This is a genomic window from Pseudomonas sp. KH_046_1, from assembly GCF_057839025.1.
Genome location: NZ_CM174481.1, coordinates 978525 through 993291 on the forward strand (window position 1 = coordinate 978525; position 14767 = coordinate 993291).

Annotated in this window: 18 protein-coding genes; 7 read left to right on the plus strand and 11 right to left on the minus strand. The window is 59.8% G+C overall.

The annotated features are described in order from the left end of the window. The first annotated feature begins 40 nt into the window (after positions 1-40). Both AC3IT9_RS04340 and AC3IT9_RS04345 read left to right on the plus strand, forming a co-directional pair. Entirely contained in the window at positions 41-523 is a 483-nt protein-coding gene (locus tag AC3IT9_RS04340) for a glutathione peroxidase (RefSeq protein WP_103394180.1), read from the plus strand. Between the two features lie 217 nt (positions 524-740). Beyond that, complete coding sequence (locus tag AC3IT9_RS04345) at positions 741-1844, plus strand: NADH:flavin oxidoreductase (RefSeq protein WP_150727413.1); 1104 nt, start codon at positions 741-743, stop codon at positions 1842-1844. A 119-nt stretch (positions 1845-1963) separates the two neighbouring features. Here AC3IT9_RS04345 and AC3IT9_RS04350 read toward each other — a convergent pair whose 3' ends face one another. Next, a complete protein-coding gene (locus tag AC3IT9_RS04350; protein WP_489272154.1) occupies positions 1964-3163 on the minus strand; it encodes a glycosyltransferase family 4 protein in 1200 nt (399 codons plus the stop codon). 36 nt (positions 3164-3199) lie between these two features. Further along, positions 3200-3952: a sulfate transporter CysZ gene (gene cysZ / locus AC3IT9_RS04355; RefSeq protein ID WP_150727411.1), complete on the minus strand. Its 753-nt coding sequence runs from the start codon at positions 3950-3952 to the stop codon at positions 3200-3202. 315 nt (positions 3953-4267) lie between these two features. Here cysZ and trxB point away from each other — a divergent pair, with 315 nt between their 5' ends. Next, the gene (gene trxB / locus AC3IT9_RS04360) at positions 4268-5224 is read left to right on the plus strand and encodes a thioredoxin-disulfide reductase (protein WP_150727410.1); all 957 of its coding nucleotides are present in this window, start codon (positions 4268-4270) and stop codon (positions 5222-5224) included. Positions 5225-5315: 91 nt separating this feature from the next. On the opposite strand, the gene AC3IT9_RS04365 is transcribed toward trxB, so the two are convergent. The 7 genes from AC3IT9_RS04365 to AC3IT9_RS04395 all read right to left on the minus strand — a co-directional run bounded on the left by AC3IT9_RS04365 (position 5316) and on the right by AC3IT9_RS04395 (position 9961). After that, a complete protein-coding gene (locus tag AC3IT9_RS04365; protein ID WP_489272157.1) occupies positions 5316-6566 on the minus strand; it encodes a 2-aminoadipate transaminase in 1251 nt (416 codons plus the stop codon). A gap of 260 nt (positions 6567-6826) precedes the next feature. Beyond that, entirely contained in the window at positions 6827-7165 is a 339-nt protein-coding gene (locus tag AC3IT9_RS04370; RefSeq protein WP_056728404.1) for a HopJ type III effector protein, read from the minus strand. Next, on the minus strand, positions 7158-7454 hold the full coding sequence (locus AC3IT9_RS04375) for a DUF1244 domain-containing protein (protein ID WP_008000589.1): 297 nt from the start codon (positions 7452-7454) through the stop codon (positions 7158-7160). Before AC3IT9_RS04375 ends, AC3IT9_RS04370 begins: the two co-directional genes overlap by 8 nt. Positions 7455-7552: 98 nt before the next feature. Continuing rightward, on the minus strand, positions 7553-7924 hold the full coding sequence (gene folX / locus AC3IT9_RS04380; protein ID WP_056728405.1) for a dihydroneopterin triphosphate 2'-epimerase: 372 nt from the start codon (positions 7922-7924) through the stop codon (positions 7553-7555). A gap of 2 nt (positions 7925-7926) precedes the next feature. Next, positions 7927-8487, minus strand: a complete 561-nt coding sequence (folE, locus tag AC3IT9_RS04385; protein ID WP_489272158.1) for a GTP cyclohydrolase I FolE — start codon at positions 8485-8487, stop codon at positions 7927-7929. A gap of 20 nt (positions 8488-8507) precedes the next feature. Further along, positions 8508-9218, minus strand: a complete 711-nt coding sequence (folM, locus tag AC3IT9_RS04390) for a dihydromonapterin reductase (RefSeq protein ID WP_489272160.1) — start codon at positions 9216-9218, stop codon at positions 8508-8510. Positions 9219-9391: 173 nt separating this feature from the next. Next, positions 9392-9961, minus strand: coding sequence for an antibiotic biosynthesis monooxygenase (locus AC3IT9_RS04395; protein WP_150727406.1), 570 nt, complete (start codon positions 9959-9961; stop codon positions 9392-9394). 223 nt (positions 9962-10184) lie between these two features. Between AC3IT9_RS04395 and AC3IT9_RS04400 the strand changes: the two genes are divergently transcribed. Then, positions 10185-11144 carry a MerR family transcriptional regulator gene (locus AC3IT9_RS04400; protein WP_150754399.1) on the plus strand — a complete coding sequence of 320 codons (960 nt, stop codon included), beginning with the start codon at positions 10185-10187 and terminating at the stop codon, positions 11142-11144. A 3-nt stretch (positions 11145-11147) separates the two neighbouring features. Here AC3IT9_RS04400 and AC3IT9_RS04405 read toward each other — a convergent pair whose 3' ends face one another. Then, positions 11148-11753: a hypothetical protein gene (locus AC3IT9_RS04405; RefSeq protein ID WP_150727404.1), complete on the minus strand. Its 606-nt coding sequence runs from the start codon at positions 11751-11753 to the stop codon at positions 11148-11150. A 54-nt stretch (positions 11754-11807) separates the two neighbouring features. Continuing rightward, on the minus strand, positions 11808-12284 hold the full coding sequence (locus tag AC3IT9_RS04410; protein ID WP_150727403.1) for a PAS domain-containing protein: 477 nt from the start codon (positions 12282-12284) through the stop codon (positions 11808-11810). Positions 12285-12386: 102 nt separating this feature from the next. Here AC3IT9_RS04410 and AC3IT9_RS04415 point away from each other — a divergent pair, with 102 nt between their 5' ends. From AC3IT9_RS04415 to AC3IT9_RS04425, 3 genes are all read left to right on the plus strand, one after another. Continuing rightward, entirely contained in the window at positions 12387-12842 is a 456-nt protein-coding gene (locus AC3IT9_RS04415; RefSeq protein WP_150727402.1) for a flavodoxin, read from the plus strand. 225 nt (positions 12843-13067) lie between these two features. Then, positions 13068-13850, plus strand: coding sequence for a class II aldolase/adducin family protein (locus AC3IT9_RS04420; RefSeq protein WP_489272161.1), 783 nt, complete (start codon positions 13068-13070; stop codon positions 13848-13850). After that, the gene (locus AC3IT9_RS04425) at positions 13850-14752 is read left to right on the plus strand and encodes an alpha/beta fold hydrolase (RefSeq protein ID WP_489272163.1); all 903 of its coding nucleotides are present in this window, start codon (positions 13850-13852) and stop codon (positions 14750-14752) included. The genes AC3IT9_RS04420 and AC3IT9_RS04425 overlap by 1 nt, the downstream gene beginning before the upstream one ends. The last annotated feature ends 15 nt before the right edge of the window (positions 14753-14767 follow it).

The window sequence follows — 14767 nt, forward strand, 5'->3', positions numbered from 1 at the left end:
GTGGCTGTTTCGAGAAGAACACGGGAATCTGGAGTACGCCATGAGTGCTTTTCACGACCTTAAATTGACAGCCCTGGATGGACAGGAGCTACCTCTGGCGCCTTTCAAGGGCCAAGTCGTACTGGTGGTCAACGTCGCCTCCAAATGCGGCCTGACCCCGCAGTACGCGGCGCTGGAAAACCTCTATCAGCAATACAAGGGCAAAGGCTTCAGCGTGCTGGGCTTGCCGTGCAACCAGTTTGCCGGGCAGGAACCGGGGACCGAACAAGAGATCAAGGATTTCTGCAGCCTCAACTATGGCGTGACCTTTCCGTTGTCCAGCAAGTTGGAAGTCAACGGGCATGAACGTCATCAGTTGTACCGCTTGCTGGCGGGCGAGGGTGCGGAATTTCCCGGCGACATCACCTGGAACTTCGAGAAGTTCCTGCTGGGCAAGGACGGCCGTGTACTGGCTCGGTTCTCGCCACGTACGGCACCGGATGATCCGACCATCGTTCACGCGATTGAAAAAGCGCTGAGCTGATATCTCACCCTGTAGGAGCGAGCCTGCTCGCGATGGTCGCCAACGATAACGCTGTAAGCCTGATACGGCGCGGCATTCTCTGGCCCATCGCGAGCAAGCTCGCTCCTACAGTATTTCGTACCTTTTAGTTCTTAATCACCAAAATCAATAATGCTGTTCAATGCGGTGGACTCTCCATATTATCGCCGTCATAAAATTACTTCCCGTGGAGCGTCCCATGCCCGTCAAAGCCCTGTTCAAACCGTTCCACCTCGGCACCCTCGAACTGCCGACCCGCGTCGTCATGGCGCCGATGACCCGCTCCTTTTCCCCGGGCGGTGTGCCTAATTCCAAAGTGATCGAATACTACCGTCGTCGCGCCGCTGCGGGCGTCGGCCTGATCATCACCGAAGGCACCACAGTCGGTCACAAGGCGTCCAACGGCTATCCGAACGTTCCGCATTTCTACGGTGAAGCGGCCCTGGCCGGCTGGAAGAAAGTCGTCGACGCCGTTCACGCCGAAGGCGGCAAGATCGTTCCGCAGTTGTGGCATGTGGGCAGCGTGCGCCGTATTGGCACCGAGCCGGACGCCAGCGTGCCGGGTTATGGCCCGTCGGAAAAAGTGAAGGAAGGTCAGGTCGTGGTGCATGGCATGACCAAACAAGACATCCAGGACGTCATCGCCGCGTTCGCCCAGGCCGCCAAGGATGCCCAGAGCATCGGCATGGACGGCGTGGAAATCCACGGTGCCCACGGTTATCTGGTGGACCAGTTCTTCTGGGAAGGCAGCAACCAGCGTACCGACGAATACGGCGGCAGCCTGGCCAACCGTTCACGCTTCGCCATTGAATTGATTCAGGCCGTGCGAGCCGCGGTCGGTGAAGGTTTCCCGATCATTTTCCGTTTCTCCCAGTGGAAGCAACAGGACTACACCGCGCGTCTGGTGCAAACCCCGGAAGCCTTGGGCGAGTTCCTCAAGCCGTTGGCCGACGCGGGCGTGGATATTTTCCACTGCTCGACCCGCCGCTTCTGGGAGCCGGAGTTCGACGGTTCCGAGCTGAACCTGGCCGGCTGGACCCGCCAACTCACCGGCAAACCGACCATCACCGTGGGCAGCGTCGGCCTGGACGGCGAGTTCCTGCAATTCATGGTCAACACCGACAAGGTCGCGCAACCGGCCAGCCTGGAAAAACTGCTGGAGCGCCTGAACAACGATGAGTTCGACCTGGTGGCGGTCGGCCGTGCCTTGCTGGTGGACCCGGACTGGGCGCAGAAAGTGCGCGACGGTCGTGAGGAAGACATTCTGCCGTTCAGCCGTGAGGCGTTGATGACGCTGGTTTAAGCGGCGACCGGGTAGACCTCATCGCGAGCAAGCTCGCTCCCACAGGGGATTTGTGTACGACACAGAACCAATGTGGGAGCGGGCTTGCCCGCGAAGACTGACTCAAGAACACTGCAAAATCAGGGAGCAATCGGTGCATTCGGCACCACCATCTCCCCGGCACACGCCCCGCGCAACTGCCCTTCGAACTGCTCGATAATCGCCGCCCAACCCTGGCGACTGGCGTGCTGGCGCGCATTGAGCCTCACATTGCGCAAGGCTTCCCTTTCCTCCAGCAGCCATGCTGCTGCATCACAGAACGCTTCTTCATCCCCCGGCATCGCCAGTACGCCGTTGTAGCCATGACGAATATGCTGGGCGGCTGCCGCCTGGTCGTAGGCGACCACGCCGAGCCCCGAAGCGAGTGCTTCAAGCACCACATTGCCGAAGGTTTCAGTCAGGCTCGGAAACAGAAACACGTCGCCCGAGGCATAGTGACACGCCAGGGCTTCACCCCGTTGGGTGCCGCAGAAAATCGCCTCGGGCATATCGTTTTCCAGTTCCTGGCGCTGCGGGCCATCGCCGACCACGATCAGTTTCAGCGTGCGCTGGGGATAACTCGCCTTGAGGGTATTGAAGGTGCGCTTGAGCAGGCCGAGATTCTTTTCCGGAGCCAGGCGGCCGACATGAATGACGGCGATGTCTGCCTCGGCCAGTCCCCAGTGCTCGCGCAGGGCATTCAAGCGTTTGGCCGGGTGAAACAATTCGCTGTCGACCCCACGGGACAGCAACGCCAGTCGCTCGAACTGACGTCGCTCCAGTTCCAGGCGCTGGCTGACGCTGGGCACCAGGGTCATGGTCGAGCGATTGTGGAACCAGCGCAGGTAGTGAGTCAGCAGGCGCGTGAGCAAACCAACCCCGTACTGGTTGGAGTACTGCTGGAAATTGGTGTGGAAACCGCTGACCACGGAAATCCCCAGTCGCCGTGCCGCACGCAACGCAGAGAGACCCAGCGGTCCTTCGGTGGCGATGTAGAGCACATCCGGGCGGTGACGCGTCCAGCGCCGCAGCAGTTTGTGCATCGACGACTGACCCCATTGCAGGCCGGGATAGCCCGGTAGTGGCCAGCCGCGGCACAGCAGCAATTCATCGTCGCTGCCCAGCTGCTGGTCGCAGCCCTGACGCGGCCGCACCAATTCCACTTGATGCCCGCGCGCGCGCAAACCGTCGCACAAGCGACCAAGGGTATTGGCCACGCCGTTGATTTCCGGTGGGAAGGTTTCGGTGATCAGGGTGATATGCAGGGCTGTCGTCATGACCCCAGTGTCGGCTGGGGCCATGTCGTCAGTGTGACGTCAGGATGATGGATTTGTGACTTAGCGCTGGGTCACCAGGTTTTCCGCGCCGCGCTCACGCACCCAGAACAGCGTCGCGCCGGCCACGGCCGCCGGCATCATCAGGATGTTGACCACCGGAATCAGCAGCACCAGATACACGCTGCCGCCGAAGCTCATGCTCTGCCAGCGCTTCTGGCGCAGCCAGGCGAGCATCTCGTTCCAGCCGAGCTTGTGGTTGTCCGCGGGGTAGTCGATGTACTGGATCGCCATCATCCACACCCCAAACAGCAGCCACAGCGGTGCGGCGATGATGTTCACCACCGGGATGAACGAGAGGATGAACAGCCCGATGGCCCGGGGCAGAAAGTAGCCGAGCTTGCGCATCTCCCGGGCCAGGGTGCGCGGGATCATGGCAATCAGCTCGCCCCAGCTGAAGGCCGGGAAGTCATCGGTGCCGCGCACCACCACTTCGACTTTCTCCGCGAGGAAGCCGTTGAACGGCGCGGCAATGACGTTGGCGAGCATGGTGAAGCTGAAGAACACCATCAATACCACCAGCACCACGAACAGCGGCCAGAGGATGTAGTTGAGAAAACTCAGCCAGTCGGGCAGGGACGGCATCAGGGTGTCGACCCACAGGCTGAATTGATGGCCGGCCAGGTAGATCAATCCGACGAACAGCACCAGGTTGATTGCCAGCGGCAACAGCACAAATAAACGCAGGCTGGGGCTCAGCACCAGCTTGAGGCCTTCGCGCAGGTATTGCGGGCCGGACAGAACAGGGGCGGGCATAAGAGGCTCCAAGCAGAGGGAAAACGCGCCGACCTTACCGGCTTTGCTTCACAGGCGAAAGCGCGGTGGCGGTATCGACATTCACTGTAACAAAGACGTCGATATCGTCGGCCAGATGGCATAGAGACCACCTATGAGCTGGATTGTTAAACCGTATTTCCTTAATCTTCGCCCCCTCGATACGCTGCACCCAATCTTTTTACAGGACGGTCGGGTTCAAGCCTTCCCCAAGTGCTTTCAACCGTTCTTTTTTATTCCAGCCGGCAATCCGGCGTTCCGCGCCAGGTATTCCGGGCCGGTCAACAGGAGCAGGTCATGTCTGAAGTCCGTCATTCGCGAGTGATTATTCTCGGTTCCGGCCCTGCCGGTTACAGCGCTGCGGTCTATGCCGCCCGTGCCAACCTCAAGCCACTGCTGATCACCGGCATGCAGGCCGGCGGTCAACTGACCACCACCACCGAAGTCGACAACTGGCCGGGTGACGTCCACGGCCTGACCGGCCCGGCGCTGATGGAGCGGATGCGCGAGCACGCCGAGCGCTTTGAAACCGAGATCGTGTTCGATCACATCAATGCCGTCGACTTCGCTGCCAAGCCGTACACCCTGACCGGCGACAGCGCGACTTACACCTGCGATGCCCTGATCATCGCCACCGGCGCCAGCGCTCGTTACCTGGGCCTGCCGTCCGAAGAAACGTTCATGGGAAAAGGCGTTTCGGCCTGCGCGACCTGCGACGGTTTCTTCTATCGCAACAAGCCTGTGGCTGTGGTCGGCGGCGGCAACACCGCTGTTGAAGAAGCCCTGTACCTGGCCAACATCGCCAGCAAGGTGACCCTGATCCACCGTCGCGAAACCTTCCGCGCCGAGAAGATCCTGATCGACAAGCTGAACGCCCGTGTTGCCGAAGGCAAGATCGAGCTGAAACTGAACGCGACCCTGGACGAAGTGCTGGGCGACAACATGGGCGTGACCGGTGCCCGCCTGAAGAACAACGACGGCAGCTTCGACGAAGTGAAAGTCGACGGCGTGTTCATCGCCATCGGCCACACCCCGAACACCTCGCTGTTCGAAGGCCAACTGACCCTGAAAGACGGCTACCTGGTTGTGCAGGGCGGCCGTGAAGGCAACGCCACTGCCACCAACCTCGAAGGTATCTTCGCCGCCGGTGACGTGGCTGACCACGTGTACCGTCAGGCCATCACCTCCGCTGGCGCCGGTTGCATGGCGGCACTGGATGCCGAGCGTTACCTCGACGATCTGCAGAACGCTTGATTCTGCTTTCGTCGAAATGAAAAACCGGCTTCGGCCGGTTTTTTTTTGCCCACGATTTACAACCCGATCACATTCCCACAGGGATTTTTGTTCAGGTCAATTTCTTCAGGCAGGCTTCAAGGATATCCAGTCCTTCTTCCAGAACTGTCGCCTCGATGGTCAACGGCGCCAGCAAGCGAATGATGTGCCGCGATTTGCCACTGGGCATCAACAGCAGACCCGCATCCCGCGCCAGGGCCAGCAGTTGGGTCAATTGTGCCGGTGCGGGCGAGCCATCGGCGTTGATCAACTCTATGCCACGCATGGCGCCGACGCCGGTCAGGCGTCCCAGGTACGGCGTCAGGTTGTTCGCACGCCAGGTTGCATGGCGGCCGACAATCGCTTCTTCCTGCTGTGTGCCCCAGGCATGCAGGTTGGCATCGGTCATTTCGTCGAGGGTTGCCAGTGCCGCTGCGCAAGCGATGGGATTGCCGGAGTAAGTGCCACCGAGTCCGCCCTTGGGCAAATTGTCGAGCAGCGGCTTGCGCCCGACCACCGCACCCAGCGGCACGCCGCCGGCGATGCTTTTGCCGAGCAGGATCAGGTCCGGCTCGATGCCCAGCCGCGAGAATGCGAAGCGCTGGCCGGTACGGCCGAAACCGGACTGGATTTCATCGGCGATCAGCACAATGCCTTTCTCGTCGCAGAAGCGGCGCAGCGTCTGGGCGAACTCCACGTCCATGGCCAGGAAACCGGCTTCACCCTGCACCGGCTCGACGATAAAACAGGCGACGTCTTCGACATCAATCTCGACGCTGAACAGGCGCTCCATGGCTTTGCGGGCTTCGGCGCAGGTGACGCCGTTGTCCTGGCTGGGGAAGGGCAGGTGAAACACCGGCCCCGGCAGCACGCCGACTTTCTGCTTGTAGGGAGCGACTTTGCCGTTGAGGTTGAGGGTGGCCAGTGTGCGGCCGTGGAAAGCGCCGTCGAAGGCAATCACAGCGCTACGGCCGGTGGCGCCACGGACGATCTTCAGCGCGTTTTCCGCCGCTTCCGCGCCGCTGTTGGTGAACATGCCGCTGACCGGGTAGCCCACCGGCATGAACGCACTGAGGCGATCCATCAGTTCGAGGTAAGGCCCATGAGGTGCAGCGTTGAACGCGTAGTGGGTCAGCCGGGTGGCTTGTTCGCGAATGGCCTCGACGATGCGCGGATGGCAATGGCCGAGGTTCAGCACGCCGATACCACCGACAAAGTCGATGTAGCGTTTGCCATCGGTGTCCCAGACCTCGGCGTTTTTGCCGTGGCTGAGCGTGACAGGGTGAACGATGTTGATCGACTGGCTGATGGTTTCGCTGCGCATGAATGACCGGCTCGGAAGAAGGAGGACTTCTTTTTATCTAAGCCGTGAGCGGTGGTAGGGGGCAAACGAAATAAAGTTGCCGGGTCAATCTTAAAAGTCAGGATGTGTTTCTGATCAGTTCCGCGTCGTGAACGCAGAACCTGTAGGAGCAGCCGGTCGACGCACGACTGCTCGCGATGGTGGTGAACGATTATGCGTAAACCTTAGGCCCAGTGGTGCTCTTGGGTTTTTCGCGAGCAGGCTCGCTCCTACAATTTAAATCAGCGGCGGGTCAGCGGCTGCTGAGCGAATTTCACACCGGCCAGGCCATGGGCAATCAACGCGCGGATATTGCCGTGATCGCTGCCTTCCGGTGTGGCAACAACCGAACGGTAATGCTCGCCGAAAGCCAGCAGGGCTTCTTCATCGCTCAAGCCTTCGAGCAGCGCCAGACCCAGGGTCTTGCACGAACCTTCGTTCTGCCCGGCCGCGTTTTCCACGCCACCGTTGTTGAAGGCCTGAGGCTGGTAGTCGTAACCGGCGGCGATGAAGGCCAGGGTGTCGGCGAAGGCGTGTTCGCCGGTCTTGAGGCTGGCGCGCAGGGTGTTCAAATCACTCATTGGGTTTTCCTTTGGCGAACGCCGCTTGCTGGTCGGCGCTGGCTTCTTGCTGATATTGGGCTTTCCATTCGGCGTACGGCATGCCGTAAACCACTTCGCGGGCTTCGTCGAGGCTGACCTCGATCTGGCGCTCGTCGGCCGCGGCCTTGTACCACTTGGACAGGCAATTGCGGCAAAAGCCCGAGAGGTTCATCAGGTCGATGTTCTGCACATCCTTGCGGCTGTCCAGATGGGCCACCAGCCGGCGAAAGGCGGCGGCTTCGAGTTCCAGGCGTTGTTGATCGGTCATGGCGGTCTCTGCGAGTCAGCTTCAAGCGGCAAGCCTCAAGCTGCAAGATGGATGTTCGGTGACCTGTAGCTTACCGCTTGAAGCTTGCGGCTTGAAGCTCAGCGGCTTGCCGCGAGTGTTATCGACACCGACTCGGCGAATCGCAGCGCGTGGGGCTTGTCGACCTCGACCTCGGCGTACAGCACCGATGCGTTGGCCATCACCAGGTCGAGAATTTCCTGGGTCAGGCGTTCGAGCAGCGCAAAGCGGTTACCTTCCACATGGGCGATGATCGCCTTGGTAATGGTCCGGTAGTTCAACGCGTGATCGATGTCGTTGTCCCTTACCGCTTCCTGGGCTGCGTACAGAATGGTGAGGTTGATCAGCACATCCTGCTTGTTGAGGATTTCATCCTCATTGATGCCGATGAAGGTACGCAGGCCCAGGTCTTTGACCCGGATGCGTGCCATGCCTGGCTGAAGTTGTGGCATTGCTACTTGCTCCGTCCAATCAATTGCAGGAACTCCTGGCGGGTGTTGCTCGACTCGCGGAAGGCGCCGAGCATCACCGAGGTGTTCATGGTCGAATTCTGTTTCTCGACGCCGCGCATCATCATGCACATGTGCTGTGCCTCGATGACCACCGCGACGCCTGCCGCGCCGGTCACTTGCTGCACCGCCTCGGCGATTTGCCGGGTGAGGTTTTCCTGGATCTGCAGGCGTCGGGCGAACATGTCCACCAGCCGCGCGATCTTCGACAGGCCCAGCACCTTGCCGGTTGGAATATAAGCCACATGCGCCTTGCCGATGAAGGGCAGGATGTGGTGTTCGCAAAGCGAGTACAGCTCGATGTTGTCGACGATGACCATTTCATCGTTGTCGGAGGCGAACAGCGCGCCATTGACGATCTCTTCGACACTTTGCTCGTAACCATGGCAAAGGTACTGCATGGCTTTGGCCGCGCGCGTCGGCGTATCGAGCAAACCCTCGCGGTCGGGGTTTTCACCGAGACCGATAAGGATCTCTCGATAATTCTGGGGCAGGGATAACGTCATGGAAAATCCTCGCGGGACACTTATTTGATGTGCCTTCCGCCGTTGACGGTCAGGGTGGTGCCGGTGACATAAGGGTTGTCGAGCAGATAGCGCAGGCTCTGGTAGATCACTTCGCAGCCGGGTTCGATGCCCAGCGCGGACTTGGCCAGCACCTTGGCGCGGTAGGCCGCGTCGTCTTCAGGGTTGAACAGTAGCAGGGCCGGGGCGATTCCGTTGACCTTGATGGCCGGCGCGTACCTGGCGGCGAAGGACAGGGTCAGGCTGTCGAGCCCGGCTTTGCTGGCGCAATAGCCGATGTGTTTGCTGCTGCCCTTGCGGGTCACGTCATCGCCGATGTGCACGATGTCGGCGGGGCTTGAGCGTTGCAGCAGGTCGGCGCAATGCAGGTTGATCAGATAGGGCGCCAGCATGTGCACGCTGAACATGCGGGTGAATGCTGCCGCATCGGTGTCCGGCGTTTCGGCCAGCCATTCGGAGGCGTTGTGGACAATTGCCCGCAAGCAGTCGGTGTGGGTTTTCAGCTCGCTGATGAACGCGAGGATCCCGGTCTCGCTGGCGAAGTCCGCGAACACCGCGATGGCCCCCAGATCGCGCAGGGCCTGTACGCCGGGACGCTCGCTGCGGTAGCTGAAAATCACCCGATGGCCATCCTCCAGCAATCGCCGGGCGCAGTGCAGGCCGACACGCTGGCCGGCGCCGGTAATGAGAATAGGGGCTGCGGAAGAAGTCATGAACGGCTCGCATCGCGGTGAGAGCAAAACTATACCAGCGACGGGAGCGCTATACCTATTGTGCAAAAACGGGCCTGTGTGGGAGCGGGCTTGCTCGCGAAAGCGTGGTGTCAGACAGTACAAATATTGACTGATACATGGCCTTCGCGAGCAAGCCCGCTCCTACAGGGGGATCAGCGATTTTGGACGGTGGGTTCTGCGGGCAGCGGTCGCGTTGGCGCACTGATAAGCCAATTGGCCAGCAAACGGGTCGACAACGGAATGAACAAGTAAACCATCAGCGGCGTCAGGCACAGTGTGCTGATGAATACCCGCGGCAGCAGGCTCATGTCACTCATCAGCGGACCCAGCACAAAGTTGAACAGCAGTGAGACCGGAAAGAACGCCAGCCAGATCGCCACAGCCTGTTTCCAGCGCGGCGGGCGTTGACCGACGGCACCGAACCAACCCTCGATGCCGCTGACCCGATGTTCGGTCGGGTGGGCGAACAGGTCGCTGCCGCGTGCCAGCCAGGCAGTGCGCGAGGCCGAATGCTCCCAGGCGTGCAGGGTCTGCTCATCGGCGAAGCGGAAAATGATCTGGAATTCGTCGTCCTCGGGCGGCGGAGCGAGCACACCGGAACCGAGATAACCGGGAAAGTCGGTGGCCAGTTGTTCGCCTTCGCGCAGCCAGGCGATCAGGTCCTGATAACGTCCATTGGCAACGCGGCGCGCAACCATCAGCGTGACGGGTGGGGTAGACATTGTGTATCTCCGTAAGGCATTTGCGTCGCTCCGGATAGGAACTTCGCCAGGCACAGCGCCGGGGTGGTGGGCTGCGACTCGAAACAAGCAAGGATTATTCCTGATTCCGGCCGTGACGTCTGTGACGTTTATCCGCTCATTCGCGGCATCGATTTTTTACGGAAACTTTACGGGGCAGGGGCGTTAGAATAACGCTCGGACGATACAGGGATGTTTCAACAGGATGCCCATACTTACAGACGTCGCTTCAGGCTCCACGCAGGCCGTCGCTCTCGAACAGGAAGAACTCTTCCCCATTCGCGAGGTGGCGCGACTGACAGGTGTCAACCCGGTCACGCTTCGAGCCTGGGAACGACGATACGGCCTGATTGTTCCAACACGCACCGATAGCGGGCATCGCCTGTATTCGATGTCCGATATTGAGCGTGTCCGCAGCATCCTCGGCTGGATCGAGCGCGGTGTTGCGGTCAGCAGGATCGGCAAGATCCTGGCCAGGACCGAGCCGCTCCAGGCGCTGTCCCACATCATCCCCAGCAACCTCGTGGAAGCCGATTACGCGCAATGGCAGCAACAGGTTCTTGCTGCGGTCAGTAGTTTTGACGACATTCGGCTGGAGCAGGTCTACGGGCAAATCTTTTCCAGTTACTCCCTGCCGGTGGTGTTCCAGGACATTCTGATCCCTGTCTGGAAGCAGTTGTTGCAACGCCAGGTCCAGTTCGGTGGAACCAGCGAGTGGCTGTTCCTGGATGGTTTTCTGCGTTCCCGGGTGGTGCAGCGTCTGTTGTTGCTGCGCGACAAACAGCCGCGTCGTGTAGTCATCAGTGCCCTGGTTGGCCAGTGCCGGGAGCTGGAGCTGCTGGTCGCCGCCCTGTTCCTGAGTTCCGGGCCAGTGGCCGTTCGCGTGCTGAACATGGGCCAGCCGTTCGAGGAACTGGCGCTGACGTGTGAAAGGATCAAGCCGTTGGCGTTGGTACTGTTTTCCAATCATGCGCCGACTGCCGAGTTGCCACGGCGCTTGAATCGCCTGGCCATGAGTCTGGAGTGTCGATTGTTGTTGGCCGGCGATGCTTGCGACCTGGCACAGGAAAGCCTGGCCGGGTCATCGATCGGTTGCCTGGGCAATGCAGGGGAGGTCATGAGCCAGCGTCTGAAGCAGTTCCTGGCGGGTAATCTGGATACTTGAAGTTCAGAGATGCAGCGCTGGATGAGTCAAACGATGCTGTTGCAGGATGAACTGGCGCAGACGCTCGGTTTCATCCGTATCGTTCTGGCTCAGCTGATAGGCAAAGAAACCCTGTTCGTTTTCTTTCTCGAAAGTGCCACGCAAGGCAATCCGCTCATAGCCTGACGGGCTGAACCACAAGGCGAAATGCTTCGGTGGCTTGGTCTTGTTGCGAACCTCCAGCAGAACCCCTTTGCACGACACTTCGTGTACCCACAGGGTGCCGGGTTGACCCTTGGCGTTTTCCAGCGCTACCGGTTCGTCCAGTACCAGGCGCCAAGGCCGGGCCATCGGCCCGTCTTCATAGATGCTCGGCACACCGAGGCGCAAATGCAGCGCATGAAACTCGTCTTCCACCAGGTGCAAGGGGAAGGTCATTTGCTGGTTTTCGAAACTGGCTTGAATGGTGACCTGCTCATGGGCCGCCAGACGGGTGAGCAGGTCACGGATTTGCGACCCACCGTTGACGAGCAGACTCGACGTCGCGTCCCGCACATTGAGTTGCGGGTTGTGTTGCATGGCCTGGATGAAATCCAGTTCATCCTGGGTCAGGAGCGCGTCGCGTTGCATGGCCAGCTCGAAAGATAGGGTTACAAAGTCATTGGTGATTGTAGTTACTGACCATTAATTCTGAATTTTGTTTTTGCCGTTCGTCGCCTTGAACGCGGCAAGTTCGGCCTGGAGTTCAGCCAACTGTCCTTCCAACTGGGCCACGCGCTGTTGCGCCTTGACCTGCACGGTGACGTCTTTCTGCACGCCGACAAAATAGGTTTGCCCGTCCGCTGGATTTTTCACCGTGGAAAGGGACAGTTCGTTCCAGAACGGTGTGCCGTCCTTGCGGTAGTTGCGCAGTATTTCCCGGCAGCATCCTTCACCGTTCAAGGCGTCGCGAATCAGCGGCAGGGCTTCCTGGTCGCGATCCCCCGACTGCAGGAAGCGGCAATCCTGATAGAGGATTTCTTCGCTGGAGTACCCCGTCAGGCGTTCGAACGCGGGGTTGACGTAAATGAGGATTTTGTCCTGATCGCCTTCCTTTTCGGCAATCACGATACCGTCGTTGGAGGCGTTGATTACCATTTGCAGCAGCTGTGCATTAATCATCGGAGTATCCTTTCCTGATTGATTTTCGATTGCATTCTAAAAGAACAATCACGACCGTGCTGTTAATATCCGGGTCTTTTACTCGGATTCAGGATCAGATTGATGAAAGTCGCCATCATTTCCGGCTCGGTGTACGGCACGGCCGAAGAAGTTGCCCGCCACGCCGCCAGCCTGTTGAAAGCCGCCGGTTTCGAAACCTGGCACAACCCGCGTGCGACCCTCGCCGATGTCCAGGCGTTTGGCCCAGAAGCCTTTCTGGCGGTGACGTCGACCACCGGCATGGGTGAGCTGCCGGACAACCTGCAACCGCTGTATTCGAGCATTCGTGAGCAATTGCCAGCGGCTTGGCGCGGTTTGCCAGGTGCGGTGATCGGATTGGGTGATGCGAGTTATGGCGATACTTTTTGTGGCGGCGGCGAGCAGATGCGCGAATTGTTCGGTGAACTGGGCATTCGCGAAGTACTGCCGATGCTGCGCCTGGATGCCAGCGAAACCGTGACCCCCGAGACGGACGCCGAGCCTTGGCTGGCCGACCTGATCAGCGCATTGCGCGCCTGATTGTTACTCCGGCATCCATTCCAGTCAGGGGGCTGACAGTGCGGTAAAAACTGCCTGTCAGACCCTTGCTGACGCCGGTCATTCGACATGGATCCAGGGCAACAGGACGACTGACTCGCAGGGCCACCAAGCTGGCTGCGAATGCAACTACACGAACCTCAAGGGCTGACTAGACTCGGTAATCATTGGAAACACTCCATCATAAAAACACCGAGGCTCCTTGCCGTGACTGTCGCTCCCGTCCAATCGCCACACAGTGTCAAAGACCAGGTCAGTGCTGCCGAGTGGCAGACCCGCGTCGACCTGGCGGCCTGTTATCGCCTGGTCGCCCAATATGGCTGGGATGACCTGATCTTCACCCATATCTCCGCCAAGGTGCCCGGCACCGAAGATTTCCTGATCAACCCGTTCGGGTTGATGTTTCACGAAATGACCGCGTCGAGCCTGGTCAAGGTGGATCAGGCCGGCAACAAGCTGATGGACAGTCCTTACGAGATCAATCCGGCGGGTTACACCATCCACAGCGCCGTGCATGAAGTCCGTCACGATGTCGTCTGCGTGCTCCACACCCACACGGCTTCGGGGGTTGCGGTGTCGGCACAGAAGCAGGGCGTTCTGCCGATCAGCCAACAGTCGTTGTTCGTGCTTTCCAGCCTGGCCTATCACACCTATGAAGGCGTGGCGCTCAACCATGAAGAGAAAGTGCGGCTGCAGGCCGACCTCGGCGAAAACAATTTCCTGATGTTGCATAACCACGGTCTGCTGACCTGCGGCAGCAGCATCGCCGATACGTTCCTGATGATGTTCACCTTTCAGCGTGCCTGCGACATTCAGGTCATGGCGCAAAACGGTGCCGCTGAACTGATCGCTATCGAACCGCAGATTCTGGCCGGTGCCAAAGCCATGATCGCGGGTGTCACCCGAAGTGCTCAAGGAATGGGCGGAGCGCTGGCGTGGCCGGCGCTGCTGCGCAAACTCGATAAACTGGACCCGAGTTATAAACTCTAATGGCACTCGCCGAGATCCCACTGTGTGTCTGGCGCAAGCGCAGCCAGACGTTCATTTTTCGTGACCAGAGCATCCGTTACTGGACAGCAGGGCAGGGTGAGCCACTGCTGCTCATTCACGGCTTTCCGTCCGCCAGTTGGGACTGGCATTACCTGTGGCAGCCATTGGCCCAGCGTTTTCGCGTGATCGCTTGCGACATGCTGGGCTTTGGCGATTCGGCCAAACCGGCGAATCACGAATACAGCCTGCTGGAGCAAGCGGATCTGCAACAGGCACTGCTTGAACACCTTAATGTGGAGCAGCCAGTGCACCTGCTCGCCCACGATTACGGCGACAGCGTGGCTCAGGAACTGCTGGCCCGGCATTACGAGTCGCGGGTGGAGCTGGCCAGTTGCGTGTTTCTCAACGGCGGGTTGTTTCCGGAAACCCACCACCCGCTACTGATGCAAAAACTCTTGCTCAGCCCGTTGGGCTGGATGATTGGCCGCGCCTTCAGCCGTGATGGCCTGGTGAGAAGCTTTCGGCGGATTTTCGGTCCGCAAACCCGTCCCAGTGAAAGCCAGATGGATGATTTCTGGAGCCTGGTCGAAAGCCATCACGGGCCACGGATCATGCACAAATTGATCACCTACATCCCGGAGCGACGCGTCTGGCGCAACCGCTGGGTGAGCGCGATGCAACGCGGTGAAGTGCCGCTGCGAGTGATCGATGGCGGGGTCGATCCGGTCTCCGGCGTGCACATGGTCGAGCGTTACCGGGAGCTGATCCCGGAGGCGGACACGGTGGTGTTGCCCGACATTGGCCACTACCCGCAGATCGAGGCGCCCTGCGAGGTGCTCAAGCACTACCTGGCGTTTCGCGATCAACTGTTGTTGCCGCCGCGCAAGCTGGCGTGTTCCTGAGTAAGCAAGCGATCC